The following is a 25922-nucleotide window of genomic DNA, read 5'->3' on the forward strand; positions in this document are numbered from 1 at the left end:
GGTCCAACCTAGGGCCGACCGCTGCGCGGCACCGGGCCAGGTCTCCTGCAGGATGCGCAGGCAGTCCGCACCCCTGGAGGCTCTCCGATGACCGCTGCCCGTCCCGGCGGGACCCCCCGTCCCACGCACAGCGAGGGCTCGTTGCCCTCCGGGCAGTACCGGCAGGCCTGGACCGTCGAGGACCCGGTCGGCGCGGTCGTCCTGGTGCACGGGGCCCACGAGCACGGCGGTCGGTACCGGCACGTGGCCGAGCGGCTGGCCGCCGCGGGGTACGCCTGCCACGCCGTCGACCACCCCGGTCATGGCCGCTCCCCGGGCCGGCGCGGCAACATCGGCAGCATGACCGCTGCCGTCGACGGCGTCGCCGAGCTCGTGCGGTTCGCCGGCGAGCGGCACCCCGGCGTCCCGCTGTTCGTCTACGGGCACAGCCTGGGCGGGCTGATCGCCCTGCAGTACCTCACCGGGACGCCGGACACCCGGGTCACCGGTGCGGTCCTCTCGGCGGCAGCGCTGGACACCAGTGCCGCCAACGCCGTCCAGAAGGTCGTGGCGCCGCTGCTGTCCCGGGTCCTGCCCGACCTCGGCGTCCTCCAGCTCGAGGCGGAGGCGGTCAGCCGGGATCCCGAGGTGGTCCGCGACTACCGCACCGACCCGCTGAACCACACCGGGAGGATGGTCGCCCGGACCGGCGCCGAGCTGATGAGCACCGCGCTGGCCATGCCACGGCGGCTGCCCTCGCTCACCCTGCCGCTGCTGGTGCTGCACGGCACCGCCGACCGGCTCGTCCCGCCGGCCGCGAGCGAGGTCGTGCGCGCGCACGCCGGCTCTCCCGACCTGACGCTCAGGGTCTACGACGGGCTCTTCCACGAGCCGCACAACGAGCCGGAGAAGGACGACGTCCTGGCCGACGTCGTCACCTGGCTGGACGCCCACCGCACGGCGTCCTGACGCGTTCCGCCGCCCGGGACGGCACGACCGGTACAGCTCCGCGACACGCCGCGCTGACCTGCGACCCGCCGTTCCCGGGCGCTGATGTGATCGGCGTCACGGCGACAATGCACATGACTGGACGTAGCGTTTCGTGTGCGCTCAGCAAACAAGAGAGCGCGGCGCCGGACCGCCAAACCCTGCCCACCGGTCGCCATCCGGATCCCAGGGCAGGGGTGGGGGACCCACGACCACGGCGTGCCACGGCTCGGATGCACGACTCGAGCGCCGGCCGCCTCGGGGTGAAGCCGCGGACCGCGGCCGGGCACCGATCGCCCGAACCCGACAGCTGACCTCGCCGGCGGTGATCGGAGATCACCATGGCCAAGCACCGCGCACCCCGCTATGTCCGCACCAAGAAGGTCCTCGCCAAGGCCCCGGTCGCAGCCGGCGCCACGGTCGTCGGCTTCGGCGTCCTGAGCTCCCCGGCCCAGGCCTTCGCCGGGACGACCGTCCTCACCCACGCCGTCGAGATCCCCGCCGCGACACCGGGCGCGGATGCCGGCCGCACCGCGCCGGAGGCCGACCACACCGTCGAGCGCGGTGACACGATCGCGAGGATCGCCGCCGCCCACGGCCAGTCGTGGCGGGAGCTGTACCAGCGCAACGCCGACGTCATCGGCGCCGACCCGAACCGGATCTTCCCGGGGCAGGTCCTGCACACCGCCGGCTCGGCCGGGAACGCGGCCCCGGCCGCCTGGGCTCCCGTCGCCGGCTCGGCCGGGAACGCGGCTCCCGCGGCGGCGGTCGCCCCGCTCGCCGCGGTGGCTCCGACGCCCGCGGCCGCTCCGGCCCCCGTGGCCGCCACAGCCCCGGCTGCCACCGCGAGCATCACCAACAGCGCCGGCAACGTGGCCCCGCAGGCGCAGGCCGCGGCCAACCGGGTGGTCAGCGAGGTGCCCGGCGCCGACGCGATCACGATCGGCGGCACCCGGGCCAGCGCGACCGATCCGAACGGTCACCCGTCCGGCCTGGCGCTGGACTACATGGTCGGCTCCGACGCCGCCCTCGGGGACGCCATCGTCGCCTTCCACGTCGCCCACTGGGACGAGCTGGGCGTCGAGTACGTGATCTGGCAGCAGCGGATCCTCACCTCGCCGACCGGCGCCTGGAAGGCCATGGCCGACCGCGGCAGCGCCACGGCGAACCACATGGACCACCCGCACGTGAACTACGTCGGCTGAGTCCGGGCCCGGCCGCCGGCGGCCCCCACCGACTGCGGGCGGGGCCGCCGGCGTCTCGGCGATCAGAGGAGCTGGTCGAGGTCGTCGGGCCCCGGCCCGGTGCCGCCGGAGTCGCGCAGGGGAGAGGTCTCGGGCACGTCGTCCTCGGGCGGCTCGGGTGCGACCGGTCCCTCCGAGTACAGGGTGCTCGGGTCCCGCGGGTCCATCTCGCTCATGGGGACAGGGTGCCCCGCCGGGCCACGGGGAACCGCGTGCCGACGGCCGGGTACCGCTCGGCGACCAGGAGGTCGTCAGCGCACCCGCGCCGCCTCGCTCAGCGGGCCGGGACCCCGGCCGCCCGGGCACCCGGCCCGCCCGGCACCGGCCGGGCGGGCCGCTGACGGCCGGTCACAGCGGCGACCACGGCGGTCGCCGCGCAGACGGCGGCGCCGGTCACCGCGACGGTGGTGTAGCCGCTGCCGGACGGCGCCGCGCCCGGGCCCGCCGTGGCGCCCGCGAGCACGGTCGCGGTCAGCGCGCTCCCCACGGCGAACCCCACGTACCGCAGCACCTGGTTGAGGCTCATCGCGCTGCCCGTCTCCGACGGCGGGACGGCGGCGACCACCAGCGCCGGGAACGCCGCGAACGCGGCACCGACACCGAGCCCGGCCACCGCCATGACCAGGAAGAGCTGCCAGAGCTCGGTGCGCAGGACCGCGAACAGCACGAACGCGCACCCCAGCACCAGCGCGGCTCCCGGGAGGACCAGCTGCGGGCGGATGCGGGCGGTCAGCCGGCCGGCGACCACGCTCGCCGCCGAGAACGGCAGCAGCACCAGCCCGGCGACCACGATCGAGGCGCCGAGGCCCGCGCCGGGCGATGCCGGGGCCTGTGCCAGGACGGGCACCGCGGTGAGCAGGAGGTAGTTGGACAACCCCACCAGCAGTGCCGCCGAGTGCGCGGAGAACGCCACCCGTCCGCGGGCGAGCCGCACGTCGACCAGCGGGTGCGGCGTCCGGACCTCCCAGAGCACCCAGACGCCCAGTGCCACGACGGCGCCGCCGGCCGTCGCCAGCAGCAGCGGCGACGTCCAGCCCCACGTCCCGGCCCGGCCCAGCGCGACCAGCAGCCCCGTCACCCCGGCGCCGAGGAGCAGGGCCCCGACGACGTCCAGGGGTCGCCGCGGAGCGGCGGCCGAGGGCGGCAGGACCGCGGCCGAGGCGGCGAGGGCGGCCGCGCTCACGGCGGCGCCGGCCCAGAAGGCCGCGTGCACCCCGCCCAGCTCGGCCACGAGGCCGGCGAGCGGGTAGCCGAGCCCGACGCCGGCGACCACGGTGATGGACAGCGCGGCGATGGTGGAGCGCGACCGCTGCCCGGTCAGCGCCTCGCGTGCGGTGGCGATGGCCAGCGGGGTGAGCCCGAGCCCCACGCCCTGCAGCGCGCGGCCGGCGACCAGCCAGCCCAGGCCCAGGGGGAGCGCGGCGAGCACGCCGCCGGCGGTGACCACGGCCAGGACGACGAGGACGACCGTCCGCCGGTGCGGACCGTCGCCGAGCCGGCCCACCACCGGGGTCGCCACCGCGCCCACCAGCAGCGTGACGGTCAGCGACCACTGGGCGCTGGGCAGCGACGCCCCCATGGTCTCGGCGATCGCCGGGATCAGCGGTGCGCCGAGGCTGCTGATGACGGCGACGACCGTCCCGACGAAGAGCAGCACCGGAACGAGGGTGCGAGGGGACCGGGCGACCGCCATGACCTCCAGGGTCCCAGCTCGTTGCGCTCCCCAACGAGGGCGGAACCGAGGTCGCCAGACGTCCTGGACATCTGTTGCGATGTCGTTCCGTTGACCGCATGCTCCCCGTGGGCGGAGCCCTGGGGGCCTCCCGGGTGCGCTCCGCCCGCCAGCTGCTGCAGGTCCGCACCGGTCGTCCCGCACGGGACGACCGGTGCGACGCGGCTCAGGCGGGACGGTCGAGCAGTTCTGCGAGCGTCCGGTCGACGAAGGCGTTGTCGACGGGGTTCATGCCGAGCCCGCCGAAGTGGCCCCAGATCGTGTCGATGGCCCGGACCTCACCCCGCTCGATGAACTGCGCGGCCCACTGCTCGTCCTCGGGCGGGAAGTAGAGGTCGGTCCGGGCGGGCATGGCCACGACGGGGCAGCGGATCGAGCGCAGCGCCGCCTCGGTGTCCCCGTCGAAGCCCGGCGTCCGGCCGACGTCCCCGTGCTCCCAGGTCCAGAGCATCGCCAGCAGGTTGTTCGGGTCCCGGTCCTCGTCGAGCCAGAACCCCTCCCAGAACCCGACCAGGAAGTCCTCGAGCGAGGAGTGGCCCATGGTCCGGTACTCGCGTTCCCAGTAGAACGCCTGGGACAGGCCCCACCCGGCGTAGATCCGGGCGAAGGCCCGCATGCCGGCGGTGGGGCGCGCGTCGGGGGAGTACTCGCCGCCGCGGAAGGCCGGGTCGAGCGTCAGCGTGGCCCGCAGGCTCTTCAGGAAGACCTGGTTGTGCTCGCTCGTGCGGCTGGAGCCGACGATGGGCGCGGCCCGCCTGACCATCTCCGGGTGGCTGACCGCCCACTGGTAGGTCTGGCCGGCGCCCATGGAGGAGCCGAGCACCAGCTCGATCGACTCGATCCCCCACTGCTGCGTGAGCAGGCGGTGCTGCGCCTCGATCTGGTCGGCGAAGGTGACCCGGGGGAAGTGGGGCCCGTCGAAGGGGGGAGGGGTGGTGCTCGGCGAGGTCGACAGGCCGTTGTTGAGCTGGTTGGGGACGACGATGAAGTACCGCTCCGGATCACAGGCCAGGCCCGGGCCGATCGACCACTCGTTGGCGTCGTGCCACGCGCTGAACCAGGTGGGGTGCACGATGACGTTGGACCGGTCGGCGTCCAGGGTCCCGTACGTCTTGTAGGCCAGCTGCGCGCCCCGCAGCGTCGCCCCGCTCTGCAGGGGCAGGTCACCGAGGTCGAACAGCTGGTGGTCCGTGGGAGCGGGCACGGCGAGTTCCTTCCAGGTGAAAGTGTCTCGCCAGCCTGCTCGCCGCCGCAGTCGAGCGCAACCCGTCGCCCTGGTCAGGGTGCCGCCAGCCGCTCCAGCAGCCGGCGGAGGGTGCGCGTCTCCGCGGCGGACAGTGCGGCGAGCCCCTCGCGCTCGGCCCCGGCGATCCGCGGGGCCAGCGACCGGCACAACGCGCGGCCGCGTTCGGCGGCGTGGACGACGACACGGCGGCGGTCGGCCGGGTCGACGTTGCGGTAGAGGAGCGAGCGCTCCACCAGGCGGTCCACGATCCGGGTCGCGGTCGGCCCGGGGATCCGGGTGCGGCCGCCCAGGTCGGTCATCGACAGCGGGCCGACCTCGGTGAGGGTGTGCAGCACCCGCCACTGGTCGAGGGTGAGGTCACTCCCGACGAGGATCTCCTCGACGCGGGAGGTCAGGCCGGAGGCCACCTGGCGGAGCAGGTCGACGTGGGGCAGCGATCCCCCCGACGTCTCCTGCCGCATGCTCGCTCCCCCGACCGGGACCCTTCCCATCGCTGGGGCGGGTCAGCATAGTGATCCCCGGTTCGGGCCGATTCTCGCAGAGAGGCCCGTGGGGTTCCGCTCCGACGCCCACGCAGTCCACGCCTGGGGGGATCGATGGGTCGGTCCGCAGAGGTCGCGCGGGTCGGGCTGGTCGTCCCCCTGCAGGGGCCCGCAGGCCTGTTCGGCCCGTCCTGCGAGGCGGTGGCGGCGACGGCGGTGCGGGCCATCAACGACGCCGGGGTCCTCGGCCGGGAGCTGACCGTCGAGATCATCGACGGCGGCGCGCGGCCGGAGCAGGTGGGAGCCGCCGTGGGCCGGCTGATCGACGCCGGGCGCATCGACGCGGTGACCGGCTGGCACATCTCGGCGGTCCGGCACGCCGTGGCGCCCGTGACCTCGGGGCGGGTCCCCTACGTCTACACCTCCCTGTACGAGGGCGGCGAGACCCGGCCGGGCGTCTTCTGCTCGGGCGAGACGCCCGCGCGGCAGATCGCCCCCGCTCTGCGGTGGCTGCGCGACGTCTGCGGGGTGCGGCGGTGGTTCGTGGTGGGCGACGACTACATCTGGCCCCGCGCCTCGGTGGAGGTCACCCGCGAGTTCGCCCGGCGGCTGGACCTCCGACTCGTCGGGACGGACTACGTGCCGCTGGGCACCGACGACTTCCGGGGCGTCGTCGAGCGCATCCGCGCGAGTGACGCCCAGGGGGTGCTGCTGTACCTGGTCGGCCAGGACGCGGTCCAGTTCAACCGCCTCTTCGCCGAGCACGGTCTGCACGAGCGACTGATCCGCTTCAGCCCGCTCATGGAGGAGAACATGCTCCTGGCCAGCGGCGTGGAGGCGACGCAGGATCTCTTCGTCTGTGCTTCCTACTTCCGGTCGCTGGCCACGACGTCGGCGCTGGAGTTCTGCGGTGACTACGTCGCCCAGCACGGCCCCGACGCGCCACCGCTCAACAACGCCGCGGAGTCCTGCTGCGAGGGGCTGATGGCCCTGGCGGCCCTCGCCCAGCGGGCCGGGAGCCTCGAGGTCTCCCGGATGGCCGCCGTCGCCGACGGGCTCGGGTACGACGGCCCGCGCGGCCCGGTCTCCTTCTCCGGCAACCACCTCCAGCAGCGGGTCCACCTGGCCGTGGCCGACGGCTACGACTTCGAGGTCCTCGCCGCGCTCTGACCCGGGTCCGCGCCCCGGCCCTCTTGACAGGTCCTTTCACCTGAATAAGTTGCAGCTGAATGGAACGGAGGAGCCATGGCCACGTACGTGTTCCGGTGCCCCGACTGCTCGGTGTTCGAGGTGGTGGTCCCGATGTCCTCGGTGCGCCCCACGCATCCCTGCCCGACGTGCGCGGGGGAGTCCAGCCGGGTGTGGACCGCACCCGCCCTGGCGACGACGCCCGCCGCACTGCACCGCGCCGTGTCGACCGCCGACGCGAGCGCGGAGGCGCCGCAGGTGGTCCGGTCGATCCCCGCCGGCCGGCCCCGGCCGCGGAGCCGCCGGTGGAGTCCTGCCGCCGGTGCCGCCCCCGTCAACGCGGCGCACCGCCCCGCGGGCCCGCACCCCTCGCTGCCGCGCTGGTGACCCGTGGGCGCCGTCGGCCTGCTCTACGTCGGTGCCGTGCTGGTGGTCAACGGCTTCATGCTGCTGGGGCACGTGAGCCCGGCCAGTGCCGCACCGCTGAACCTCTTCGTCGGCGCGCTCCAGGTGGTCACGCCGACCTACCTCATCATCGCCGCGAACGGCGACACGGCGCAGATCGCGCTCGCCGCCGGGCTCTACTACTTCGGCTTCACCTACCTGTGGGTGGGGATCAACGGCATCACCGGCTGGCCGGGCGAGGGGCTCGGCTGGTTCTCCCTGGTCGTGGCCGCCGCCGCCGTGGGTTTCGCCGTCCACTCCTGGTTGGCGGTCGGTGACCGGACCTTCGCCGTCATCTGGCTGCTGTGGGCGGTCCTGTGGTTCGGCTTCTTCCTGCTGCTGGCCCGGCACAAGGACCACCTCACCGGCGCGGTCGGCGTCCTGGCGCTGGGCGAGGGGCTGCTCACCGCCGCCGTCCCGGCCTTCCTGATCATCACCGGCTGGTGGAGCGAGTCGCTCACCACGGCCCTCGTCGTCGCCGCCCTCGGGGTGCTGCTGCTCGCCGCCAGCGCTCCACTCGGCCGGACCCTGTCCGCCCCCGCCTCCCCGGCCCCCACCCAGCCCGGTGCCGCACCGGGCGCCCAGTGAGAGGAAACCGCCATGCCCGAGGTCGTGTTCAGCGTCGACCAGAGCAGGTCCATGCGGGACCAGGCCGTCCCCGGTCACAACCGCTGGCACCCGGACATCCCGCCGGCGGTCACCGTCCGGCCGGGCCAGGACATCCGGGTGGAGTGCAAGGAGTGGACCGACGGCCAGATCGGCAACAACGACTCGTCCAACGACGTCCGGGACGTCGACCTCTCCCACGCCCACATGCTCTCCGGGCCGATCGCGGTGGAGGGGGCCGAGCCGGGTGACCTGCTGGTCGTCGACATCCTCGACCTCGGCCCGGTGCCCCAGGCGCAAGGCCCCAACTGCGGGGAGGGGTGGGGGTACTCGGGCATCTTCGCCAAGGTCAACGGCGGCGGCTTCCTCACCGACTACTACCCGGACGCCTACAAGGCCATCTGGGACTTCCGCGGCCAGAAGTGCACGTCCCGCCACGTCCCGGGGGTCGAGTACACGGGCATCACCCACCCCGGGCTGTTCGGGACGGCGCCGTCGGCGGACCTGCTGGCCCGCTGGAACGCCCGGGAACGCGCCCTGATCGCCACCGACCCCGACCGGGTGCCGCCCCTCGGGCTGCCGCCGCTGCCCGACAACGTGCTGGGCGGCACGGCCACCGGTGACCTGCTCGAGGCGATCGGGCGGGACGGCGCCCGGACCGTGCCGGCGCGGGAGAACGGCGGCAACCACGACATCAAGAACTTCACCCGCGGCAGCCGGGTCTTCTACCCGGTGTACGTCGACGGCGCGCTGCTCTCCGGAGGGGACCTGCACTTCAGCCAGGGCGACGGCGAGATCAACTTCTGCGGCGCCATCGAGATGGGCGGCTTCATCGACTTCCACGTCGACCTCATCAAGGGCGGCATGGAGACCTACGGCGTCACCACCAACCCGATCTTCATGCCGGGCCGGGTGGAGCCGCGGTACTCCGAGTTCCTCACGTTCATCGGCGTCTCGGTCGACCACCGCGACGACACGAACGTGTACATGGACGCGACGCTGGCCTACCGCAACGCCTGCCTCAACGCCATCCGCTACCTGGAGAAGTGGGGCTACACCGGCGAGCAGGCCTATCTGATCCTGGGCACCTCGCCGATCGAGGGCCGCATCGGCGGTGTGGTCGACATCCCCAACGCCTGCTGCTCGGTCTTCCTGCCGACGGAGATCTTCGACGAGGACATCCGGCCCGGCGGCCAGGGCCCGCAGCGCAGGGACCGCGGGCAGGTCTGCGTCACGTCCTGACCGGCATCCCGGCCCGGCGCGGGCGGACGCCGGTCCGCCCGCGCCGCTGCGTGCCCCCCGGGCCCGGCCGGCCCGGCGGTGTCCCGCACTCGCCCTCGGGGTCTCCACCGCCTCCTGACCGCCGGTCCGGCCGCAGGGCCGCACCCGCCGTCGTCCCGACCGGCGTCCTCGTCGTCGGACCGGCCTGCGGCGCGGTGTCCGCGCTGGTGCCGGCTGCGCTGGCCGGCGGACCGGGTCGGGGCCGCGCCTTCCCGGCGGTCCGCCGCCGGGTGCCCACCGCGTGGGGGTGGCACCGCTCCGCGCCGGGAGGGCGACCGGCGCCGGCGGTGGGCAGCCCGGGCCGCTGCCGCTCGCCGTTCCGCCCCCCGCGCTGTCCGTCCTCCTCCGCCGGGGCCCCCTACACCCCCGGCCGACGATCCGGCGGGTGGGCGACGCGTGTCACCTCCCGAAAACGGGGCCGCTGATTGTCACAGCTCGATAACGCCGTTACGGTCGACGGGTCCGTTCGGTCGTTCCGCCTCCCATCGGGAGGCCCGAGCGGGCGCCGCCGAGTCGCCCTCCGGGGCGAGCCGGGGACCCACCGCAGAACTGGGGTGAATCCCGCTCCTGGACGCACGTCCAGGGGCAGGTAGGGCTGCTTCCCGCCCGAACCCGTCAGCTAACCCGGTAGGCGGCCGTCGGAAGAAACGGAGAGCCGCCGCATGGCGTGCCCCTGCCCTGCTGCACCACCCCGCCGGCTCCGGATCCCGGTGCGCCCGCGCACCTGACCGCACGCGGCCGTCCGCAGCGGACGCCGCCCGTGGGCCCACCGACCCGAGCACCCGCGCTCGACCGGCTTCCCGCCGCTTCCCCGGTGCGCCCGCCCGGCGCTCGTCGCACGGCCGCAGTCGCCGCCGCCCGCAGACCCCCGCAGACCCGCGCGCCCTCGGGGCGCCGCTGCGCCCACACCCCGGAGAACGCGAACCCATGGCCCGCCGCACCACCACCTCTGGCCGTCCCACCTCTGGCCGCCCCACCTCTGGCCACCCCACCTCTGGCCGCCTCACCTCTGGCCGCTCTGCCCGCGCGCGCCGCCGTCCCGCCCTGTACCTGGGCGCGGCCACCGCCGGCGCCGTCCTGGCCGGTGTCGTCGTCGGCACCGAGCCGGCCGCGCAGGCCGAGGCCGCGCCGTCGGAGACCGTCAGCGTCGCCCGGGAGCTCGGGCTGAGCGCCCGGTCCGGCCCGGTCGACGTCACCTCGGAGCTGCAGCCGCTGCAGGACCTCGCCGCCACCCGCAGCACCCGCGCGGCCGCCGAGACCGCGGCCCAGCAGGCCCAGGCCGCCGCCGACCAGGCGGTGCTCGACCGGCAGCAGGCCGAGGCCGAGGCGGCCGCCAAGGCGAAGGCCGAGGCCGAGGCCGCCGCGAAGGCGGCCGCCGAGGCCGCGGCTGCCTCCGCCGCCGCTGGCAGCCGGGCCACCCCGGCGCAGGCCGGTGCGGCCGCTCCCGCGGCCGCCGCGCCCCGGGCTGCCTCCGCTGCCGCGGCCGGCACGGTCGCCTCGATCAAGAACTCCGCGGGCTCCGTCGCCGGCGTGGTGCAGGCCGCCGCCAACGCCGTCGTCCGCAACGTGCCCGGCGCCGACTCGATCACCCTGGGCGGCACCCGCCCCAGCGCCGCCGACCCGGGCGGCCACCCCTCGGGCCTGGCGCTGGACTACATGGTCGGCTCCGACGCCGCCCTCGGGGACGCGATCGTCGAGTACCACATCGCCCACTGGGACGAGCTGGGCGTCGACTACATCATCTGGCAGCAGCGGATGCTGTCCTCGCCGAACGGCTCCTGGAAGGCGATGGCGGACCGCGGCGGCGCGACGGCCAACCACATGGACCACCCGCACGTGAACTACCGGGGCTGACCTGCGGTTGCCCGCCGCGCCGGCGGGGCAGGACGGCACGATGGGCACCAGCTCTTCCCGTCCCGTCCCGCCGACCCTCGTCGACGCCAACCGGCTGTGGGTCGACTCGCGCCTGCGCGCGCTGGTGCAGCGCCGCATCGAGGCACCCGCCCTGCTGCGGCTCGGCGGGCCGGTGCCCGGCGGCCGCGTCCTGGAGCTCGGCACCGGCCGCCGGGGCACCGGGCTGCGCCTGGCGCTGGAGCTGTTCGGTGCCGGGCACGCCGACGGCGTCGAGCGGTTCGACGACAGCGTCGCGGCGTGCCGGGAGGCGGTGCGCGACCTGACCGGGCGGGTCGACGTGCAGCGCGGCGAGGCGACGGCGCTGACCGCGCACGACGCGGCCTACGACGCGGTGTTCGGCTACCACGTCCTGCACCACGCCGACGCCTGGCGGGACGTCGTCCGGGAGGCGGCACGGGTGCTCCGCCCGGGCGGGCGCCTCTACTCCTGCGAGATGACGGCGCGCATCGTCGACAGCCGCCCGCTGCGGGCGGTGTCCCGCCACCCCGCCGACGGCGACCGCCCGACCCCGGACGGTCTGGCGGCCGCCTGCGTGGCCGCGGGGCTCACCGTGGCCGCCCAGGAGACCCGGCTCGCCGGCTGCTGGACGGCGCTCGTCGCCACCCGACCCTGAGGGCGCACCGCGCGGGCCACCCCGGTCACCCGGCCAGGTCCGCGTACGTCGTCCGGAGCTCGCGCTTGAGGATCTTGCCGCTGGCGTTCTTGGGCAGGCCGTCGGCGACGGCCACGTACCTCGGCGTCTTGTAGCCGGCCAGCCGCTCCCGGCAGAACCGGACCAGCTCCTCGGGGTCGACCGTCTGCCCCGCCCGCGGGACGACGACCGCGGCGACGGCCTCGATCCACCTCGGGTGCGGAATGCTGAAGACGGCGGTCTCCGCGACGGCGGGGTGCTGGTAGAGGACCTCCTCGACCTCGCGGCTGGCGACGTTCTCCCCGCCGGTCTTGATCACGTCCTTCTTGCGGTCGACGACGGTGATGTAGCCGTCCTCGTCCATCACGCCCAGGTCGCCGCTGTGGAACCAGCCGTTGCGGAACGCCTCCGCCGTCTTCTCCGGGTCGTTCCAGTAGCCGGCCGTGGCGTGCGGGCTGCGGTGCACGATCTCGCCCTCGACGCCGGGGCCCACCGGATCGTCGGCCTCGTCGACGATCCGGGTCTCGCTGTTGATCACCGCCGTGCCGGCCGACCCGGGCTTGCGCAGCTGGTCCTCGGGGGAGAGCACGAGGGCGAGCGCGGACATCTCGGTCTGGCCGTAGAAGTTGAACAGCGCCATGTCGGGCAGCCGGCGGCGGAGCTCCTCGACGACGGCCACCGGCATGATCGACGCGCCGTAGTAGCCGGTGGCCAGCGACGACAGGTCGCGGCGGTCGAAATCGGTGGAGCGCAGCAGCCCGATCCACACCGTCGGCGGGCAGAACAGGCTGGTCACCCGCTCCCGCTCCACCGTCTCCAGCACGGTGGCCGGGTCCGGCCCGTCCAGGACGACGTTCGTCCCGCCCAGGTACAGGTTGGGCATCAGGAAGCAGTGCTGGGCGGCGACGTGGAACAGCGGCAGCGCGTGCAGGGCGACGTCCCCGGCGGTGTAGCGGCCGTCGACGATGCAGCTGACGTACTGGCCGATCAGGCTGCGGCTGGTCATCATGACGCCCTTGGGCCGCGACTCGGTACCGCTGGTGTACATCAGCTGCAGCACGTCGTCGTCGGCGACCGGGACCTGCGGCGCGGTCGCGTCGTCGTGCGCGGCCCAGACCTCGAACGCCTCCCAGCCGCCGGGCAGGTCGCCGCCGTCGCCGCCCAGGACGCCCCGGACCCGGACCGCCGCCTCGCGCCCGGCCAGCTCCACGGCCTGCTGCGCCACCGGCAGCAGGGCCACCTCCGCCACCAGCCCGGTGGCCCCGGAGTGCTCGAGGATGTAGGCGACCTCGCCCGCCTGGAGCATGAAGTTGACCGGCACCGCGATCGCGCCCAGGCGCGCGAGGGCGAAGGTGAGCACCACGTACCCGTCGTCGTTGTGCGACAGCAGCGCCACCCGGTCGCCCTGCGCCACGCCGCGGACGGTGAGCGCGTTCGCGACCCGGTCGGCCGCGGTGTCGAGCTCGGCGTAGGTGTACGACCGGTCGCGGTAGCGCAGGGCGGTCCTGGCCGGCACCCGGGCCGCGGAGCGCCGCAGCAGGTCGCCGAGCGCGTGCCTGCGGGCCTGGGCGATCGTGCTGGTCAGCGTCTCGTCGAACACGTTCGTCTCCTGGGGCCCGGCCGTCCGTGGAGGGGTCCTAGAGTGACCCCGAGCACAATCTATTCGGACGTCCGACCATCCGGGAGCCACCGGCGACCGGGTGCCGGCCGGCGCGACGAGGCGCAGGAGAGGACACCCAGATGGACGTCACGGAGGCCTACCGGGCGAGCCGGGACCAGCTGCTCGGGCTGCGCGGCCGGCATGAGCAGGCGGTCGCCGAGTTCCGCTGGCCGGAGCTCGGGGAGCGGTTCAACTGGGCGGTCGACTGGTTCGACGCCGTCGCCCGGGACAGCGACCGCCCCGCCCTGGTCCTGGTCGAGGAGGACGGGACGACGACGCGGCGCAGCTACGCGGAGGTGTCCCGCGCGTCGGACCGGCTGGCCGCGTGGCTCGCTGGCCGGGGTGTCGGGAAGGGCGATCCGGTCCTGCTCATGCTCGGCAACCAGGTCGAGCTGTGGGAGTCGATGCTCGCGGTGGCGAAGCTCGGAGCGGTGATCATGCCGACCACCACCGCGGCCGGCCCGGCCGACCTGGTCGACCGGATCACCCGCGGCGGGGCACGGCACGTCGTCTGCAACGCGGCCGACGTCGCGAGGTTCGCCGAGGTCCCCGGCGACTACACCCGGATCAGCGTCGGGCCGGCCGAGGGCTGGGCGGACCTGCACGCCGCCGCCGACCTCGAGCACGTCCCGGTCGAGCACCCGGGGACCGCGCCCGGCGACCCGCTGCTGCTGTACTTCACCTCCGGGACGACGTCCCGCCCGAAGCTGGTCGAGCACACCCAGGTCTCCTATCCGGTCGGGCACCTGTCGACGGTGTACTGGCTGGGCCTGCAACCCGGTGACGTGCACCTCAACATCTCCTCGCCCGGGTGGGCCAAGCACGCCTGGTCCTGCTTCTTCGCGCCGTGGATCGTCGAGGCGACCGCCCTCGTCCACAACTACCGGCGCTTCGACCCGGCCGCGCTGCTCACCCTCCTGCGCGAGCACGGCGTCACCTCTTTCTGCGCCCCGCCCACGGTGTGGCGGATGCTGATCAACGCCGACCTGTCCGGCGGTCCCGGCGCGCTCCGCGAGGTCATCGGTGCCGGCGAACCGCTCAACCCGGAGGTCATCGAGCAGGTGCGGCGCGCCTGGGGGCTCACCATCCGCGACGGGTACGGCCAGACCGAGACCACCGCGCAGGTCGGCAACACGCCGGGGTCGGAGGTCAAGCCCGGGTCCATGGGCCGTCCGCTGCCCGGCGTGCCGGTGGTGCTGGTCGACCCGGTCACCGGCCGCCCGGTCGAGGGGCCGGGGGAGGGGGAGATCTGCCTGGACCTCGCGCAGCACCCGCTCCCGCTGATGACCGGCTACCAGGGCGACCCGGAGCGCGCCGCCGAGGCGACGGCCGGCGGGTACTACCACACCGGGGACGTCGCGAGCGTCGACGCCGACGGCTACATCACCTACATCGGGCGCACCGACGACGTCTTCAAGGCCAGCGACTACAAGATCAGCCCGTTCGAGCTGGAGTCGGTGCTGATCGAGCACCCGGCGGTCGCCGAGGCGGCCGTCGTCCCGGCGCCGGACGCGCTGCGGCTGGCGGTGCCCAAGGCCTACGTCACGCTGGCCCCGGGGCACGAGTCGACCGGGGAGACGGCCCTGTCGGTGCTGCGGTACGCCCGTGAGCACCTCAACCCCTACCAGCGGGTGCGGCGCATCGAGTTCGCCGAGCTGCCCAAGACCATCTCGGGGAAGATCCGGCGGGTGGAGCTCCGCGCCCGCGAGGAGGAGCTCGCCACCGCCGATCCGCGCTCCGGTGTCGAGTGGCGGGACGACCAGTTCCCCGAGCTCAAGAGCTGACCTGCGCCCGTGCACTCCCTGGAGGAACTCCTGTGACCGTCGACCGTCTGCTGCCCAGCGAGGAGGCCGAGGACCTGCTGGCCCTCGTCCGCGAGGTCGCGGACAAGGAGCTCAGCCCCCGGGTGGCGGAGCACGAGCGGGCCGAGACCTACCCCGAGGGGCTGTTCGCGACGCTCGGCGGCCTGGGGCTGCTCGGCCTGCCGTACCCGGAGGAGTCCGGCGGGGGCGGACAGCCCTACGAGGTGTACCTGCAGGTGCTGGAGGAGTTCGGCGCGCGGTGGGCGGCGGTGGCGGTGGCGGTGTCGGTGCACGGGCTGTCCTGCCACCCGCTGGCGACCTTCGGCACCCCGGAGCAGCAGGAGCGCTGGCTGCCGCGGATGCTCGCCGGGGAGCTGGTCGGCGGGTACTCGCTGTCCGAGCCGCAGGCCGGGTCGGACGCCGCGGCGCTGGCCTGCCGGGCGGAGGCGACCGAGGGCGGGTACCGGGTGACCGGCACCAAGTCGTGGATCACCCACGGCGGGAAGGCCGACTTCTACGCGCTGTTCGCGCGCACCGGCGAGGGCTCGCGCGGGATCTCCTGCTTCCTCGCGCCGGGGCAGGTCGAGGGCCTGTCGTTCGGCAGGCCCGAGGAGAAGATGGGGCTGCACGCCATCCCGACCACGATGGCCAACTGGGACGGCGCGCTGATCGAGGCGGACCGGCTGATCGGTGCCGAGGGGCAGGGCCTGTCGATCGCGTTCTCCGCGCTGGACTCCGGGCGCCTCGGCATCGCCGCGGTCGCCACCGGTCTGGCGCAGGCGGCGCTGGACGCCGCGGTGGACTACGCGCACGAGCGCAGCACGTTCGGCCGGCGGATCATCGACCACCAGGGGCTGGGTTTCCTGCTCGCCGACATGGCCGCCGCCGTCGACACCGCACGGGCCACCTATCTGGACGCCGCCCGCCGCCGGGACGCCGGCCGCCCCTACGGCCGGCAGGCCAGCGTGGCCAAGCTGATCGCCACCGACGCGGCGATGCGGGTGACCACCGACGCCGTCCAGGTGCTCGGCGGGTACGGCTACACCCGCGACTTCCCGGTCGAGCGGTACATGCGCGAGGCCAAGGTGATGCAGATCTTCGAGGGCACCAACCAGATCCAGCGCCTGGTGATCAGCCGCTCGCTCGCCCGCTGACCCCCGCGGACCCACCCGCTCCGCCGGGCGCCGTCCCCCCGGGCGCTCGAGGAGGTCGTGGACGACGTCCACACCCGCTGCCCGAGCCTGCGGACCGCCGTCCCCCTGCGCTCGCCCCGGCGTGTCCTGGCGGCACGCCGGGTGCGTCCCGCCGGCCGGGGCGCGAGGTCGTGGCCAGGGCGCCGGTCCGGGAGGATTCTGGTCACCGGCCGATGTCAGGAGGACCCGATGCGCCGACCGGTCGTCGCCCCAGCTCTGTCCGCGTGCGTCCTCGCCGTCGTCGTGTGCGGCTGTGCGGGGACCGACGAGGCGCAGCCCGGGTCCTCCGGCGGGGGCACGGCCGTGGCGGACTCCGCGTCGGCCGGCACCGGCTCCGCGGAGCTCACCGCGCGGCTGGTCGACCCCGACGGCCGCGAGGTGGGCGTCGCGACCCTCACCGAGGTCGAGGGCGGCACGCAGGTCGACGTCCGGGTCACCGGCCTGCCGCCGGGCTACCACGGGTTCCACCTGCACGCCGCCGGCGTCTGCGACCCGGACAGCCCCAGCCCGGCCGACCCGTCGATGACGGGGGACTTCCTGTCGGCCGGCGGGCACATCGGTGCCGGGGAGACCGATCACGGGGAGCACGCGGGCGACCTGCCCCTGCTGTACGTGACCGACGCCGGCACCGGGACCCTCACGGCCGTCACCGACGCGCTGACCCTCGACCAGCTCACCGACGACGACGGCAGCGCGGTCATGGTCCACGCCGACCCCGACAACTACGCGAACGTCCCGGAGCGCTACGCCCCCGGCGGGCCGGACCAGATGACGCGCAACACCGGCGACGCCGGAGGCCGCATCGCCTGCGGACCGGTCGAGGGCTGATCCGCCCGAGCCCGATCCGCCGACCAGCAGGTACCGACCGCGGCGGCGCGGCACGCCCCCCTCGGTGGGGCGACAGCAGCTCCCCCCGAATGGGCAGTGTCGACGTCTCCGGGCATGATGCTGGGGAAGCGTCCCGCGACCCAACCCACAAGGGTCGGAGGTCCCCCGGAGGGGATCGCCGTCCCGGAGGAGACGACATGGCATCGGTCGACGACTCGCGCGAGGTGGCCGGTGCGGCCGCGCCCCTCGACCTGCTGCTGACCCAGGCGGCCCAGGGAACGGTCCGCCGGCTGTCCCCGGGGAAGCCGGGGCTCAAGTTCCTGGGCGGGCTGGCCCGCCGCCCGGACCGGCTGGCGGCGCGGGCCCGGTCGCTGGCCGGCCAGCTGGCGCAGATCGCCGTGGGCAGCAGCGACGTGGCCCCCTCCCAGCGGGACCGGCGCTTCGCCGACCCGGCGTGGACGGAGAACCCGCTGCTGCGGCGGCTGGTCCAGGCCTACCTCGCCACGGGCGAGACCGCTCTTGGCCTGCTGCACGACGTGCCGCTGGAGTGGAAGGACGCCGAGCGGGTGCGCTTCGCCGGCACCAACCTGGTCGACGCGCTCGCGCCCAGCAACAACCCGCTGATCAGCCCGGTGGCGTGGAAGGCCCTCATCGACACCGCCGGGGCCAACCTCGTGCGCGGGCCGCGGAACCTGGTGCGCGACCTGGCCAGCCCGCCCCGGGTGCCGACGATGGTCGACCCGGACGCCTACGAGGTGGGCCGGGACCTCGCCGTCACCCCCGGCGCGGTGGTGCTGCGCACGCCGGTCTTCGAGCTGATCCAGTACCGGCCGACGACGGAGACGGTCCGGTCCGTGCCGGTGCTCATCGTCCCGCCGACGATCAACAAGTTCTACGTGCTCGACCTCGCGCCCGGGCGCAGCCTGGTCGAGCACCTCGTCGGCCAGGGCCAGCAGGTCTTCATGGTGTCCTGGCGCAACCCCGACGCCCGGCACCGCGACTGGGGCTTCGACACCTACGCCACGGCCATCCTCGACGCCCTCGACGCGGTCGAGGAGATCGGCGGCGAGGACGCCACCCACCTGATGGGGACGTGCTCGGGCGGCATCCTGGCCAGCATGACCGCCGCCGTCCTGGCCGCGAAGGGGCGGCAGGACCGGCTGGCCAGCCTGAGCCTGCTGGTCACCGTGCTGGACCAGACGCGCGCCGGCCTGCTCGGTGCGACGATGGATCCGGACACCGCCGCGCAGGCCGTCGCGGCCTCGCGGCGCGCCGGCTACCTCGACGGCCGCACGCTCGCCGAGGTGTTCGCCTGGCTGCGGCCCAACGACCTGATCTGGAACTACTGGGTCAACAACTACCTGCAGGGCAAGCGACCGCCCAAGTTCGACATCCTGTCCTGGAACTCCGACACCACCCGGATGACCGCCCAGTTGCACGCCGACTTCGTCGACATGGCCCTGGGCAACAAGCTGACCCACCCCGGGAGCGTGACCCTGCTCGGCACCGAGGTCGACCTCAGCCAGGTCACCGTCGACTCCTACGTGCTGGCCGGGTCCGCCGACCACATCTGCCCGTGGCAGTCGTGCTACCGAAGCAGCCAGCTGCTCGGCGGCAAGATGCGCTTCGTGCTGTCGACCAACGGGCACATCGCGGCGCTGGTCAACCCGCCGGGCAACCCCAAGTCCAGCTACCGGGTCACCGACGACAACTCGGCGGCCGTCGAGGAGTGGACCGACACCGCCCGCACCGAGAAGGGCTCCTGGTGGCCGGACTACTCCGCGTGGCTCGGGGAACGGTCGGGACCGGACAAGCCCGCGCCCGACGAGCTCGGCAGCGCCCGGTTCCGCGTCCGCGAGGACGCCCCCGGCAGCTACGTCCGGGACAAGTGACCGGGCCGGCCGGCACCCGACGGGAGAGCGCGACGTGACACTCGCAGAGGACATCGGCAAGTCGCTGTCCACCGACTACTTCCAGCTGCGCGAGGAGTTCTCGCCCGAGCAGCTGGACACCCTGCTGCGCACCCGGGCCTTCGTCGAGGACGAGGTGCTGCCGGTGATCAACGGCTACTGGGAGCGCGCCGAGTTCCCCCGGGAGCTGGCCGAGAAGCTGGGCGCGGCGGGCCTGGTCGGTGACGGCATCGAGGGCTACGGCTGCCCGCCGATGGACGCGCTCTCGGCCGGCTTGGTGCACATGGAGCTCAACCGCGGGGACGGCAGCCTGGGCACCTTCCTCGGCGTCCAGGCCGGCCTGGCGATGAAGTCGATCGCCATGCTCGGTTCGGAGGAGCAGAAGCAGCGCTGGCTGCCGCCGATGGCCCGCTGCGAGGCGCTCGGTGCCTTCGCGCTCACCGAGCCCGACCACGGCTCGGACTCGATCGCGCTGGAGACGACGGCCCGCCGGGACGGCGAGTCCTACCTGCTCAACGGGTCCAAGAAGTGGATCGGCAACGGCACCGTCGCCGACGTCGTCGTGGTCTGGGCCCGCGACGACGACGACGGGCAGGTCAAGGGCTTCCTCGTCGAGAAGGGGACGTCCGGCTACCGGGCGCGGAGGATCGAGGGCAAGGGCTCGCTGCGCGCGGTGTGGCAGGCCGAGATCGAGTTGGAGGACGTGCGCGTCCCGGCCGAGAACCACCTGCCCGGCTCGCGCAGCTTCAAGGACACCGGCGCGGTGCTGGCGACCACCCGTGGCTCCTGCGCCTGGATGGCGCTGGGCCACGCCGTCGCCGGGTACGAGGCCGCGCTGACCTACGCCGGGCGTCGCAAGCAGTTCGGCAAGCGGCTGGTGGAGTTCCAGCTGATCCAGGAGCGGCTGGTCGGGATGCTGGCCAAGGTGACCGCGATGCAGCTGTACTGCCGGCGGCTGGCCGACCTGGCACTGGCCGGACGGGTCGAGCCGACGCTGGCCGGCCTGGCCAAGGCGCACAACACCAGCACCGCCCGCGCGGTGCTGGCCGAGGCGCGCGACCTGCTCGGCGGCAACGGGATCCTGCTGGACTTCCACGTCATCCGGCACATGGCCGACATCGAGTCGATCCACACCTTCGAGGGCACCGAGACCATCCAGACCCTCATCGTCGGCCGGGACATCACCGGCGCCTCGGCTTTCGCGTGAGGGGGACGACGCGGGCCGAGGTCCGCACCGTCCGGGTGGGGGAGGTGCGGCTGCGGACCTCGGTCCGCGGCACGGGACAGCCGCTGCTGCTCATCACCGGCCTGGGCGCCAGCCTGGAGCTGGCCGAGCCCTTCGAGCAGGAGCTGGTGGCCCGCGGCCGGCAGGTGATCAGCTTCGACGCGCCCGGCATGGGTGGGTCGACGCCGTACCGGAGTCCGCGGCGGATGCCGGGCCTGGTGCGGACGGTCATCGGGCTGCTCGAGGCGCTCGGGCTCGACGAGGTCGACGTCTTCGGCGTCTCCCTCGGCGGCGTGGTGGCCCAGCAGCTGGCCCACCAGGCGCCGGACCGGGTGCGGGGCCTGGTGCTCGCGGCCACCGCGCCCGGGTTGGGCGGCATGCCGGGCGCGCCGTCGGCCCTGCTCGCGCTGGCGACGCCGCGCCGGTACCGCGACGTCGAGCACTACCTGCAGATCGCCGGGCGCATCTACGGCGGCATGGCCCGCACCGACCCGCACCGGCTGCTGCACACGGTCATCGGCCGGGTGCGACCCCCGTCGGTGATCGGGTACATGGGCCAGCTCTACGCGATCACCGGGTGGAGCAGCATGCCGTGGCTGCACACCCTGCGGCAGCCCACGCTGGTCATCGCCGGTGACGACGACCCGATCATCCCGCTCATCAACGGGCGGATCCTCGCCTGGCGCATCCCCGACGCGAGGCTGCACGTCGTCCGGGGCGGGGGACACCTGTTCATCCTGGAGCGCCCGGCCGAGATGGCCGGCATGATCACCGACTTCCTCGACGGCGAGCACTCGCCGATGACGGTCAGATCCGGCGCAACCAGGTGGACAGACCACCCGCTCGGCGGAAACCCAGCGCCTCGTTGACCGCCACCATCGGCCGGTTCGCGTCGGCGTTGTAGCTGCTGATCCGCCGCACCGCCGGCAGCGTCGCGGCGACCTCCCGGAGCACGGCGACCTTGATCCGGGCGCCCAGGCGGTGACCGCGGTGCTCGCGCTCGTCGGGACGGTCGGCGCACTGGGTGGCCGCCCACACCTCGCACCAGGCGGCGAAGTGCTCGTCGTCCGGGCCGGTCGCCAGGATCTGCACCTCCCCGTTCTGACCGGCGGTGCAACGCATCTCCGGCCGGCTGCCTCGTTCACGGGCGGCGACGGGTCGTTCCGTGTCCCGGAGTGGCTCCCTCGAGGCCCACGCGTCAGCGCGGTGTCTCCGACTGCGTCCCCGGCGACCGGTAGCGGACCTGCGAGGCCATGCGCAGGGCCTCCATGGTCTCGTCGACGGTCATCAGCACCGTCGTCTCGATCGGGCTGAGCGAGCCACCGGCACCGATCGCCAGGGCAACGGCAGCCATGGACACGTTGTCCGGGGCCTCCCACAGGGTGTAGCCGTCGTGCGGCCCGAAGGCGTACCAGAACCCGCGGAGCTCCCCCCCGACCGACTCGATGTAGGTCTGCGCGGCTGTCCGGCGGTCCTCGGGGTGCTCGATGAGCCGGGCCCACGTCTCGGGCGTGTAACTGAACCTGGTCAGGTAGAGCGGCATCGTCCCTCCCGTTCCGTGCATCGGTTTCGCGTGTTCCGCCGGGGGGCCACCGGAGCCGCCTCGAGGCCGGTCGAGTCGCGGCAGCCGGGTCAGCGCAGCCGTACCGGCAGCCGGGTCAGGCCGCGCATCAGGATGCTCTGCCGCCAGGCCAGCTCGCTCGGGTCGACGGCGAGGGCCAGGTCGCGGAAGCGGCCGAGCAGGGTCCGGAACGCCACCTCGCCCTCCAGCCGGGCCAGCGGGGCGCCGAGGCAGTGGTGGATGCCGTGCCCGAAGGCCAGGTGCTGGGCCTCGCGGTGCAGGTCCAGCTCGTCGGGGTCCGCGAAGTGCCCGGGGTCGCGGTTGGCCGACGCCAGGGACACCAGCACCACCTCGCCGGCCGGGATGGTGGTGCCGCCGATGTCGACCGGTGCGGTGGTGTGCCGGTAGGTGGCCAGGTTGACCGGGCCGTCGAAGCGCAGGAACTCCTCGACGGCGGCCGGCACCAGGTCGGGGTCGGCGCGCAGCTCGGCCAGCCGGTCGGGACGGCGCAGCAGCGCCAGGACCCCGTTGCCGATGAGGTTGACCGTCGTCTCGTGGCCGGCGACCAGCAGCAGGAACGCCATCGACACGGTCTCGTCGGCCGAGAGCCGGTCGGCGTCCTCGGCGGCGGCGACGATCGCCGACAGCACGTCGTCCGCCGGGTGCGCCCGCTTCTGCGCCACCAGGTCGGTCAGGTACACCGCCATGGACATGCCGGCGGCGGTGCGCTCGTCGACCGCGCCGTCGGAGGACAGCAGCGTGTTCGACCACCGGCGGAACGACGTCCGCTCGGCGTCGGGCACGCCGAGCAGCTCGCAGATCACGCCCATCGGCAGGGGGAAGGCGAAGGCGTCGAGCAGGTCGACCTCCGCCGGGCCGGCGGCCATCCGGTCGGCCAGCCGGCCGGCGATCGCCTCCACCTGCGGCCGCAGGGCGGCGATGGCCCGCACCGTGAATGCCCGGCTGACCAGCTTGCGCAGCCGGGTGTGGTCGGGCGGATCGGTGCTGAGGAGGTGCCGGTTGAGCTCCTGGGCGAACACCGCCCGCCCCTCCGGGGGCACCGGCTGGCGCTCCAGCGCGCGGGCGAACCCGTCGGAGTCCTTGGCCAGCCGCGGGTCGGTGAGCGCGTGCCGGACGTCGTCGTAGCGGGTGACCAGCCAGACGGGGAGGCCGACCGGCGTCACCGCCCGCGCGACCGGCTCCTCGACGCGCAGCCGCGTGTAGCAGGCGTGCGGGTCGGCGAAGAAGGCCGCGTCGAGCGGGACGACCGGGGCGGCGAGGTCCATCGCCCGAGGCTGTCGGGCGGGCGCGGCGGGCACCAGGTGCGGAGGTCCCGGTTGGTCAGGCGGACGCCGGGGTGCGTCGGGCGAAGGCCGGGGCGTGCTCCGGGCGCAGCCCCACGCCGATCAGGTACGCCGGGACGACGGACAGGTAGGGGAGCCGCTGCACCAGGGCGAGCACCGGCTTGGGCGGGCCGGCCCGACGCCCCTCGACCAGCGGGCCCACGAAGCCGCGGTGCATCGCCCGCTGCAGGGTCTGCACGGCCACGGTCGGCAGCAGCCGGCGGGCGCGCACGGCGGCCAGCTCGGCGGCGCCCACGGTGCCGCGCCGCAGCGGCTCGGCCAGCAGGGTGGCCGCGGCCACGGCGTCCTGGACGGCGAGGTTGATGCCCACACCGCCGACCGGCGACATCGCGTGCGCGGCGTCCCCGATGCACAGCAGCCCGTCGACGTGCCACTGCACGAGCCGGTCGACCCGCACGTCGAGGTGCTTGACGTCGTCCATCGATGCCAGCGCGTCCATCCGGTCCCGGAACTCGGGGATGAGCTCGGCGACGTCCGCGCGGAACGCCTCGATGCCGCGGGCCCGCAGTTCGGCGTCGGTGCCCTTGCGGCCGATGTAGGCGACCTGGAGGAACGTCTCGCGCGGGATGACCACGGCGAACCGGCCCGGCGCCGCGTGCGGGGCCAGGGCGGCGGGGCGGTCGTCGGGCATGCGTGGGAGCCGGAACCACCAGACGTCGATGGGGACGGGGTACTCCCTGGGCCGCAGCCCCGCCTGCCGCCGCGCGAGGGAGTGCCGGCCGTCGCAGGCCACGGTGAGGTCGGCGCGGATCTCGCCGGTGTCGCCGTCCGCCGTGCGGTAGCGCACCCCGCAGACCCGGTCGCCCTCGCGCAGCAGGTCGGTCATCTCGGTCGACATCCGCAGCGTGAACGTCGGTTCCCGCCGGCCGGCGTCGGCGAGCAGGTCGAGCAGGTCCCACTGCGGCGTCATCGCGATGTAGGGGTAGCGGACGCGCAGCCGGCGGAAGTCCCCGAGGGTCACGGTGTTCCCGTCGGCCGTGGGGATGACGACCTGCTCGACCTTCGTGTGCGGCAGCCGGGCGAACTCCTCGGCCAGGCCCAGCTCGTCGAGCAGCTGCAGCGTCGAGGGGTGCACGGTGTCGCCCCGGAAGTCGCGGAGGAAGTCGGCGTGCTTCTCCAGCACCGTCACCTCGACGCCCGCGCGGGCCAGCAGCAGCCCCAGCACCATCCCGGCCGGGCCGCCCCCGACCACCAGGCACGTCGTGCGCTCACCCATCGCCGGCCTCCCTCGGGGCGTCCGGTGCCGCGCGGGTGCGGCCCGGCACCGCCGATCCTCCCGCGCCTGCGGTGTCCGGCACCACGGTCCGGTGCGCGCGGCGTCGCCCGGGCCGCCGGCAGGGCGGGAGGCCGGCCCCGTCAGCGCCGCGGGGTCAGGCGGGGGGAGCCGCGTGCAGGGCCATCAGGGCTTGACGGCGAGCACCGGGCGGTCGGCGTCGAGCAGGATCCGCTGGGCGGTGCTGCCCATGAGCAGCTTGCCCACCGGCGAGCGCTTGCGCAGGCCGATCACGATCACCGAGGCGTCGACCGCCTCGGCGACGCGCACCACCTCGTCGGCGAGGTCGCCGGCGTGGGCGTCCTGGCGCACCTCGAGGTCGACCCCGGCGGCCCCGGCCCGGGCGGTGAGGCCGCGGACGGTGTCCTCGTCCGCGAGCGCCGCACTGACCGGGGCCCCCTCGCGCGGGGTGTTGAGGAGCACCAGCCGCGCGTCGCGCCGGCCGGCCTCCTCGACTGCGGCGGCGAAGGCGGCGTCCCCCTCGGGGGTGGGGACGTAGGCGACGAGGACGGTCACACGAGCTCCTTGGTGTCACGACGGGCGTTGTCCCGTCGGCGGGGGAGGGCGGTCCGGACGAGCGGGAGCAGCGCCACGAGGAGGAACAGGACGAGCAGCGTCCCAGAGATGGGGCGGGTGAAGAAGCCGGTGGGGTCGCCGCCGAACAGCAGCAGCGAGCGGCGCAGGGAGTCCTCGAGCAGCGAGCCGAGCACGAAGGCGAGCACCAGCGGGCCCGGGTCGAAGCCCAGCTTCTTCATCAGGTAGCCGAGGGCGCCGAACACGATGACCAGCATGATGTCGAAGACGTCGTAGTTGACCGTGTACACGCCGATCAGCGTGATCAGCACGGTGATCGGCGCGAGGATCGTGGCCCGCACCCGCAGGATCTTCACGAACAGGCCGACCAGCGGGCTGCTCAAGATCAGCAGCAGGATGTTGCCGACGTGCATCGAGTTGACGACGCCCCAGAACAGCTCGGGTTCCTGGTCTCCCAGTTGCGGGCCGGGGCTCACGCCCTGCACGAGTCGGTCGAGCAGGTCGAGGACAACGCCACCCGGACCCTCGAGCAGGCATCGGCGGCATCGAGATCGAGGTGGGGCTGCCGTCGAGCCGGCCACCTTCGCGACGTCGCGAACCTGCAGCCGGCCCGGCACGTCGCGATGGAGATCCACGCCCACCTGGCCGCGGCCTACCCTCGCGAACCATGGGTGGAGCACGTCGACCGGCTGCACCCGCTGTTCAACGAGCGGCTGGAGCCCGCGACGGGCGGAGGTACGTCTCCGACCGGCCGGGCCTGGGCATCATGCTCAGCCAGCAGACCCGCGCCTGGACGGTCGACCGCGTCACCGTCGGCGCCATCCGCTGACCACCCGCA

At 74.3% G+C, this 25922-nt stretch carries 26 protein-coding genes and 1 riboswitch; of the genes, 15 read left to right on the plus strand and 11 right to left on the minus strand.

Features of this window, described 5'->3' with window-relative positions:
* The first annotated feature begins 87 nt into the window (after window positions 1-87).
* Window positions 88-948: an alpha/beta hydrolase gene (locus tag BUB17_RS03270; protein WP_072913212.1), complete on the plus strand. Its 861-nt coding sequence runs from the start codon at window positions 88-90 to the stop codon at window positions 946-948.
* Window positions 949-1307: 359 nt separating this feature from the next.
* Window positions 1308-2171 carry a LysM peptidoglycan-binding domain-containing protein gene (locus tag BUB17_RS25320; protein WP_083605977.1) on the plus strand — a complete coding sequence of 288 codons (864 nt, stop codon included), beginning with the start codon at window positions 1308-1310 and terminating at the stop codon, window positions 2169-2171.
* A gap of 62 nt (window positions 2172-2233) precedes the next feature.
* Here BUB17_RS25320 and BUB17_RS26575 read toward each other — a convergent pair whose 3' ends face one another.
* The 4 genes from BUB17_RS26575 to BUB17_RS03295 form a co-directional block, all read right to left on the minus strand.
* A complete protein-coding gene (locus tag BUB17_RS26575; protein WP_175561256.1) occupies window positions 2234-2386 on the minus strand; it encodes a hypothetical protein in 153 nt (50 codons plus the stop codon).
* A gap of 98 nt (window positions 2387-2484) precedes the next feature.
* Window positions 2485-3903 carry an MFS transporter gene (locus BUB17_RS03285; RefSeq protein ID WP_072913215.1) on the minus strand — a complete coding sequence of 473 codons (1419 nt, stop codon included), beginning with the start codon at window positions 3901-3903 and terminating at the stop codon, window positions 2485-2487.
* A 205-nt stretch (window positions 3904-4108) separates the two neighbouring features.
* A complete protein-coding gene (locus BUB17_RS03290; RefSeq protein ID WP_072913220.1) occupies window positions 4109-5146 on the minus strand; it encodes an alpha/beta fold hydrolase in 1038 nt (345 codons plus the stop codon).
* 74 nt (window positions 5147-5220) lie between these two features.
* A complete protein-coding gene (locus BUB17_RS03295; RefSeq protein WP_083605978.1) occupies window positions 5221-5649 on the minus strand; it encodes a MarR family winged helix-turn-helix transcriptional regulator in 429 nt (142 codons plus the stop codon).
* Between the two features lie 135 nt (window positions 5650-5784).
* Here BUB17_RS03295 and BUB17_RS03300 point away from each other — a divergent pair, with 135 nt between their 5' ends.
* The 6 genes from BUB17_RS03300 (at window position 5785) to BUB17_RS28140 (ending at window position 11716) form a co-directional block, all read left to right on the plus strand.
* A complete protein-coding gene (locus BUB17_RS03300) occupies window positions 5785-6840 on the plus strand; it encodes a substrate-binding domain-containing protein (protein ID WP_072913226.1) in 1056 nt (351 codons plus the stop codon).
* A gap of 75 nt (window positions 6841-6915) precedes the next feature.
* Complete coding sequence (locus BUB17_RS03305) at window positions 6916-7245, plus strand: zinc ribbon domain-containing protein (RefSeq protein WP_072913229.1); 330 nt, start codon at window positions 6916-6918, stop codon at window positions 7243-7245.
* Window positions 7246-7248: 3 nt separating this feature from the next.
* Window positions 7249-7890, plus strand: coding sequence for an AmiS/UreI family transporter (locus BUB17_RS03310; RefSeq protein WP_072913232.1), 642 nt, complete (start codon window positions 7249-7251; stop codon window positions 7888-7890).
* Window positions 7891-7902: 12 nt separating this feature from the next.
* Window positions 7903-9150: a formamidase gene (gene fmdA / locus BUB17_RS03315; protein ID WP_072913235.1), complete on the plus strand. Its 1248-nt coding sequence runs from the start codon at window positions 7903-7905 to the stop codon at window positions 9148-9150.
* 535 nt (window positions 9151-9685) lie between these two features.
* Window positions 9686-9838: riboswitch (cyclic di-AMP (ydaO/yuaA leader) on the plus strand.
* A gap of 278 nt (window positions 9839-10116) precedes the next feature.
* Window positions 10117-11043 carry a VldE C-terminal domain-containing protein gene (locus BUB17_RS03320; protein WP_072913238.1) on the plus strand — a complete coding sequence of 309 codons (927 nt, stop codon included), beginning with the start codon at window positions 10117-10119 and terminating at the stop codon, window positions 11041-11043.
* 40 nt (window positions 11044-11083) lie between these two features.
* Entirely contained in the window at window positions 11084-11716 is a 633-nt protein-coding gene (locus BUB17_RS28140; protein WP_072913241.1) for a class I SAM-dependent methyltransferase, read from the plus strand.
* Window positions 11717-11741: 25 nt separating this feature from the next.
* On the opposite strand, the gene BUB17_RS03330 is transcribed toward BUB17_RS28140, so the two are convergent.
* On the minus strand, window positions 11742-13334 hold the full coding sequence (locus BUB17_RS03330) for a fatty acyl-CoA synthetase (protein ID WP_072913243.1): 1593 nt from the start codon (window positions 13332-13334) through the stop codon (window positions 11742-11744).
* Window positions 13335-13474: 140 nt separating this feature from the next.
* Between BUB17_RS03330 and BUB17_RS03335 the strand changes: the two genes are divergently transcribed.
* From BUB17_RS03335 to BUB17_RS03360, 6 genes are all read left to right on the plus strand, one after another.
* Window positions 13475-15178, plus strand: coding sequence for an AMP-binding protein (locus tag BUB17_RS03335; protein ID WP_072913246.1), 1704 nt, complete (start codon window positions 13475-13477; stop codon window positions 15176-15178).
* Window positions 15179-15210: 32 nt separating this feature from the next.
* Entirely contained in the window at window positions 15211-16350 is a 1140-nt protein-coding gene (locus tag BUB17_RS03340) for an acyl-CoA dehydrogenase family protein (RefSeq protein WP_072913249.1), read from the plus strand.
* 228 nt (window positions 16351-16578) lie between these two features.
* Window positions 16579-17217: a superoxide dismutase family protein gene (locus BUB17_RS03345; protein WP_072913252.1), complete on the plus strand. Its 639-nt coding sequence runs from the start codon at window positions 16579-16581 to the stop codon at window positions 17215-17217.
* Window positions 17218-17414: 197 nt separating this feature from the next.
* Window positions 17415-19109: a PHA/PHB synthase family protein gene (locus tag BUB17_RS03350; protein ID WP_072913255.1), complete on the plus strand. Its 1695-nt coding sequence runs from the start codon at window positions 17415-17417 to the stop codon at window positions 19107-19109.
* 34 nt (window positions 19110-19143) lie between these two features.
* Window positions 19144-20334: an acyl-CoA dehydrogenase family protein gene (locus BUB17_RS03355; protein WP_072913259.1), complete on the plus strand. Its 1191-nt coding sequence runs from the start codon at window positions 19144-19146 to the stop codon at window positions 20332-20334.
* The gene (locus BUB17_RS03360; RefSeq protein ID WP_072913262.1) at window positions 20331-21221 is read left to right on the plus strand and encodes an alpha/beta fold hydrolase; all 891 of its coding nucleotides are present in this window, start codon (window positions 20331-20333) and stop codon (window positions 21219-21221) included. The genes BUB17_RS03355 and BUB17_RS03360 overlap by 4 nt, the downstream gene beginning before the upstream one ends.
* Here BUB17_RS03360 and BUB17_RS03365 read toward each other — a convergent pair.
* The 6 genes from BUB17_RS03365 to BUB17_RS03390 all read right to left on the minus strand — a co-directional run bounded on the left by BUB17_RS03365 (window position 21160) and on the right by BUB17_RS03390 (window position 25719).
* On the minus strand, window positions 21160-21474 hold the full coding sequence (locus tag BUB17_RS03365; protein WP_072913265.1) for a hypothetical protein: 315 nt from the start codon (window positions 21472-21474) through the stop codon (window positions 21160-21162). The genes BUB17_RS03360 and BUB17_RS03365 overlap by 62 nt on opposite strands.
* A gap of 76 nt (window positions 21475-21550) precedes the next feature.
* A complete protein-coding gene (locus BUB17_RS03370) occupies window positions 21551-21895 on the minus strand; it encodes a GYD domain-containing protein (protein ID WP_072913268.1) in 345 nt (114 codons plus the stop codon).
* 89 nt (window positions 21896-21984) lie between these two features.
* Window positions 21985-23199: a cytochrome P450 family protein gene (locus tag BUB17_RS03375; RefSeq protein ID WP_072913271.1), complete on the minus strand. Its 1215-nt coding sequence runs from the start codon at window positions 23197-23199 to the stop codon at window positions 21985-21987.
* A 55-nt stretch (window positions 23200-23254) separates the two neighbouring features.
* Entirely contained in the window at window positions 23255-24493 is a 1239-nt protein-coding gene (locus BUB17_RS03380) for an FAD-dependent oxidoreductase (protein WP_072913274.1), read from the minus strand.
* A gap of 183 nt (window positions 24494-24676) precedes the next feature.
* Complete coding sequence (locus BUB17_RS03385; protein WP_072913277.1) at window positions 24677-25066, minus strand: universal stress protein; 390 nt, start codon at window positions 25064-25066, stop codon at window positions 24677-24679.
* Window positions 25063-25719 carry a tripartite tricarboxylate transporter permease gene (locus tag BUB17_RS03390; RefSeq protein ID WP_280173844.1) on the minus strand — a complete coding sequence of 219 codons (657 nt, stop codon included), beginning with the start codon at window positions 25717-25719 and terminating at the stop codon, window positions 25063-25065. Before BUB17_RS03390 ends, BUB17_RS03385 begins: the two co-directional genes overlap by 4 nt.
* 32 nt (window positions 25720-25751) lie before the next feature.
* Between BUB17_RS03390 and BUB17_RS03395 the strand changes: the two genes are divergently transcribed.
* A complete protein-coding gene (locus BUB17_RS03395; protein WP_280173845.1) occupies window positions 25752-25913 on the plus strand; it encodes a hypothetical protein in 162 nt (53 codons plus the stop codon).
* The last annotated feature ends 9 nt before the right edge of the window (window positions 25914-25922 follow it).

Source organism: Geodermatophilus obscurus (assembly GCF_900143215.1).
GTDB lineage: Bacteria > Actinomycetota > Actinomycetes > Mycobacteriales > Geodermatophilaceae > Geodermatophilus > Geodermatophilus obscurus_A.

Bases quoted from the DNA above. Each gene is read 5' to 3' on its own strand.
- BUB17_RS03270 (WP_072913212.1), top strand. From the start codon at position 88: ATGACCGCTGCCCGTCCCGGCGGGACCCCCCGTCCCACGCACAGCGAG.
- BUB17_RS25320 (WP_083605977.1), top strand. From the start codon at position 1,308: ATGGCCAAGCACCGCGCACCCCGCTATGTCCGCACCAAGAAGGTCCTC.
- BUB17_RS26575 (WP_175561256.1), bottom strand. From the start codon at position 2,386: ATGAGCGAGATGGACCCGCGGGACCCGAGCACCCTGTACTCGGAGGGA.
- BUB17_RS03285 (WP_072913215.1), bottom strand. From the start codon at position 3,903: ATGGCGGTCGCCCGGTCCCCTCGCACCCTCGTTCCGGTGCTGCTCTTC.
- BUB17_RS03295 (WP_083605978.1), bottom strand. From the start codon at position 5,649: ATGCGGCAGGAGACGTCGGGGGGATCGCTGCCCCACGTCGACCTGCTC.
- BUB17_RS03300 (WP_072913226.1), top strand. From the start codon at position 5,785: ATGGGTCGGTCCGCAGAGGTCGCGCGGGTCGGGCTGGTCGTCCCCCTG.
- BUB17_RS03305 (WP_072913229.1), top strand. From the start codon at position 6,916: ATGGCCACGTACGTGTTCCGGTGCCCCGACTGCTCGGTGTTCGAGGTG.
- fmdA (WP_072913235.1), top strand. From the start codon at position 7,903: ATGCCCGAGGTCGTGTTCAGCGTCGACCAGAGCAGGTCCATGCGGGAC.
- BUB17_RS03320 (WP_072913238.1), top strand. From the start codon at position 10,117: ATGGCCCGCCGCACCACCACCTCTGGCCGTCCCACCTCTGGCCGCCCC.
- BUB17_RS28140 (WP_072913241.1), top strand. From the start codon at position 11,084: ATGGGCACCAGCTCTTCCCGTCCCGTCCCGCCGACCCTCGTCGACGCC.
- BUB17_RS03335 (WP_072913246.1), top strand. From the start codon at position 13,475: ATGGACGTCACGGAGGCCTACCGGGCGAGCCGGGACCAGCTGCTCGGG.
- BUB17_RS03345 (WP_072913252.1), top strand. From the start codon at position 16,579: ATGCGCCGACCGGTCGTCGCCCCAGCTCTGTCCGCGTGCGTCCTCGCC.
- BUB17_RS03350 (WP_072913255.1), top strand. From the start codon at position 17,415: ATGGCATCGGTCGACGACTCGCGCGAGGTGGCCGGTGCGGCCGCGCCC.
- BUB17_RS03365 (WP_072913265.1), bottom strand. From the start codon at position 21,474: ATGCGTTGCACCGCCGGTCAGAACGGGGAGGTGCAGATCCTGGCGACC.
- BUB17_RS03370 (WP_072913268.1), bottom strand. From the start codon at position 21,895: ATGCCGCTCTACCTGACCAGGTTCAGTTACACGCCCGAGACGTGGGCC.
- BUB17_RS03375 (WP_072913271.1), bottom strand. From the start codon at position 23,199: ATGGACCTCGCCGCCCCGGTCGTCCCGCTCGACGCGGCCTTCTTCGCC.
- BUB17_RS03380 (WP_072913274.1), bottom strand. From the start codon at position 24,493: ATGGGTGAGCGCACGACGTGCCTGGTGGTCGGGGGCGGCCCGGCCGGG.
- BUB17_RS03395 (WP_280173845.1), top strand. From the start codon at position 25,752: ATGGGTGGAGCACGTCGACCGGCTGCACCCGCTGTTCAACGAGCGGCT.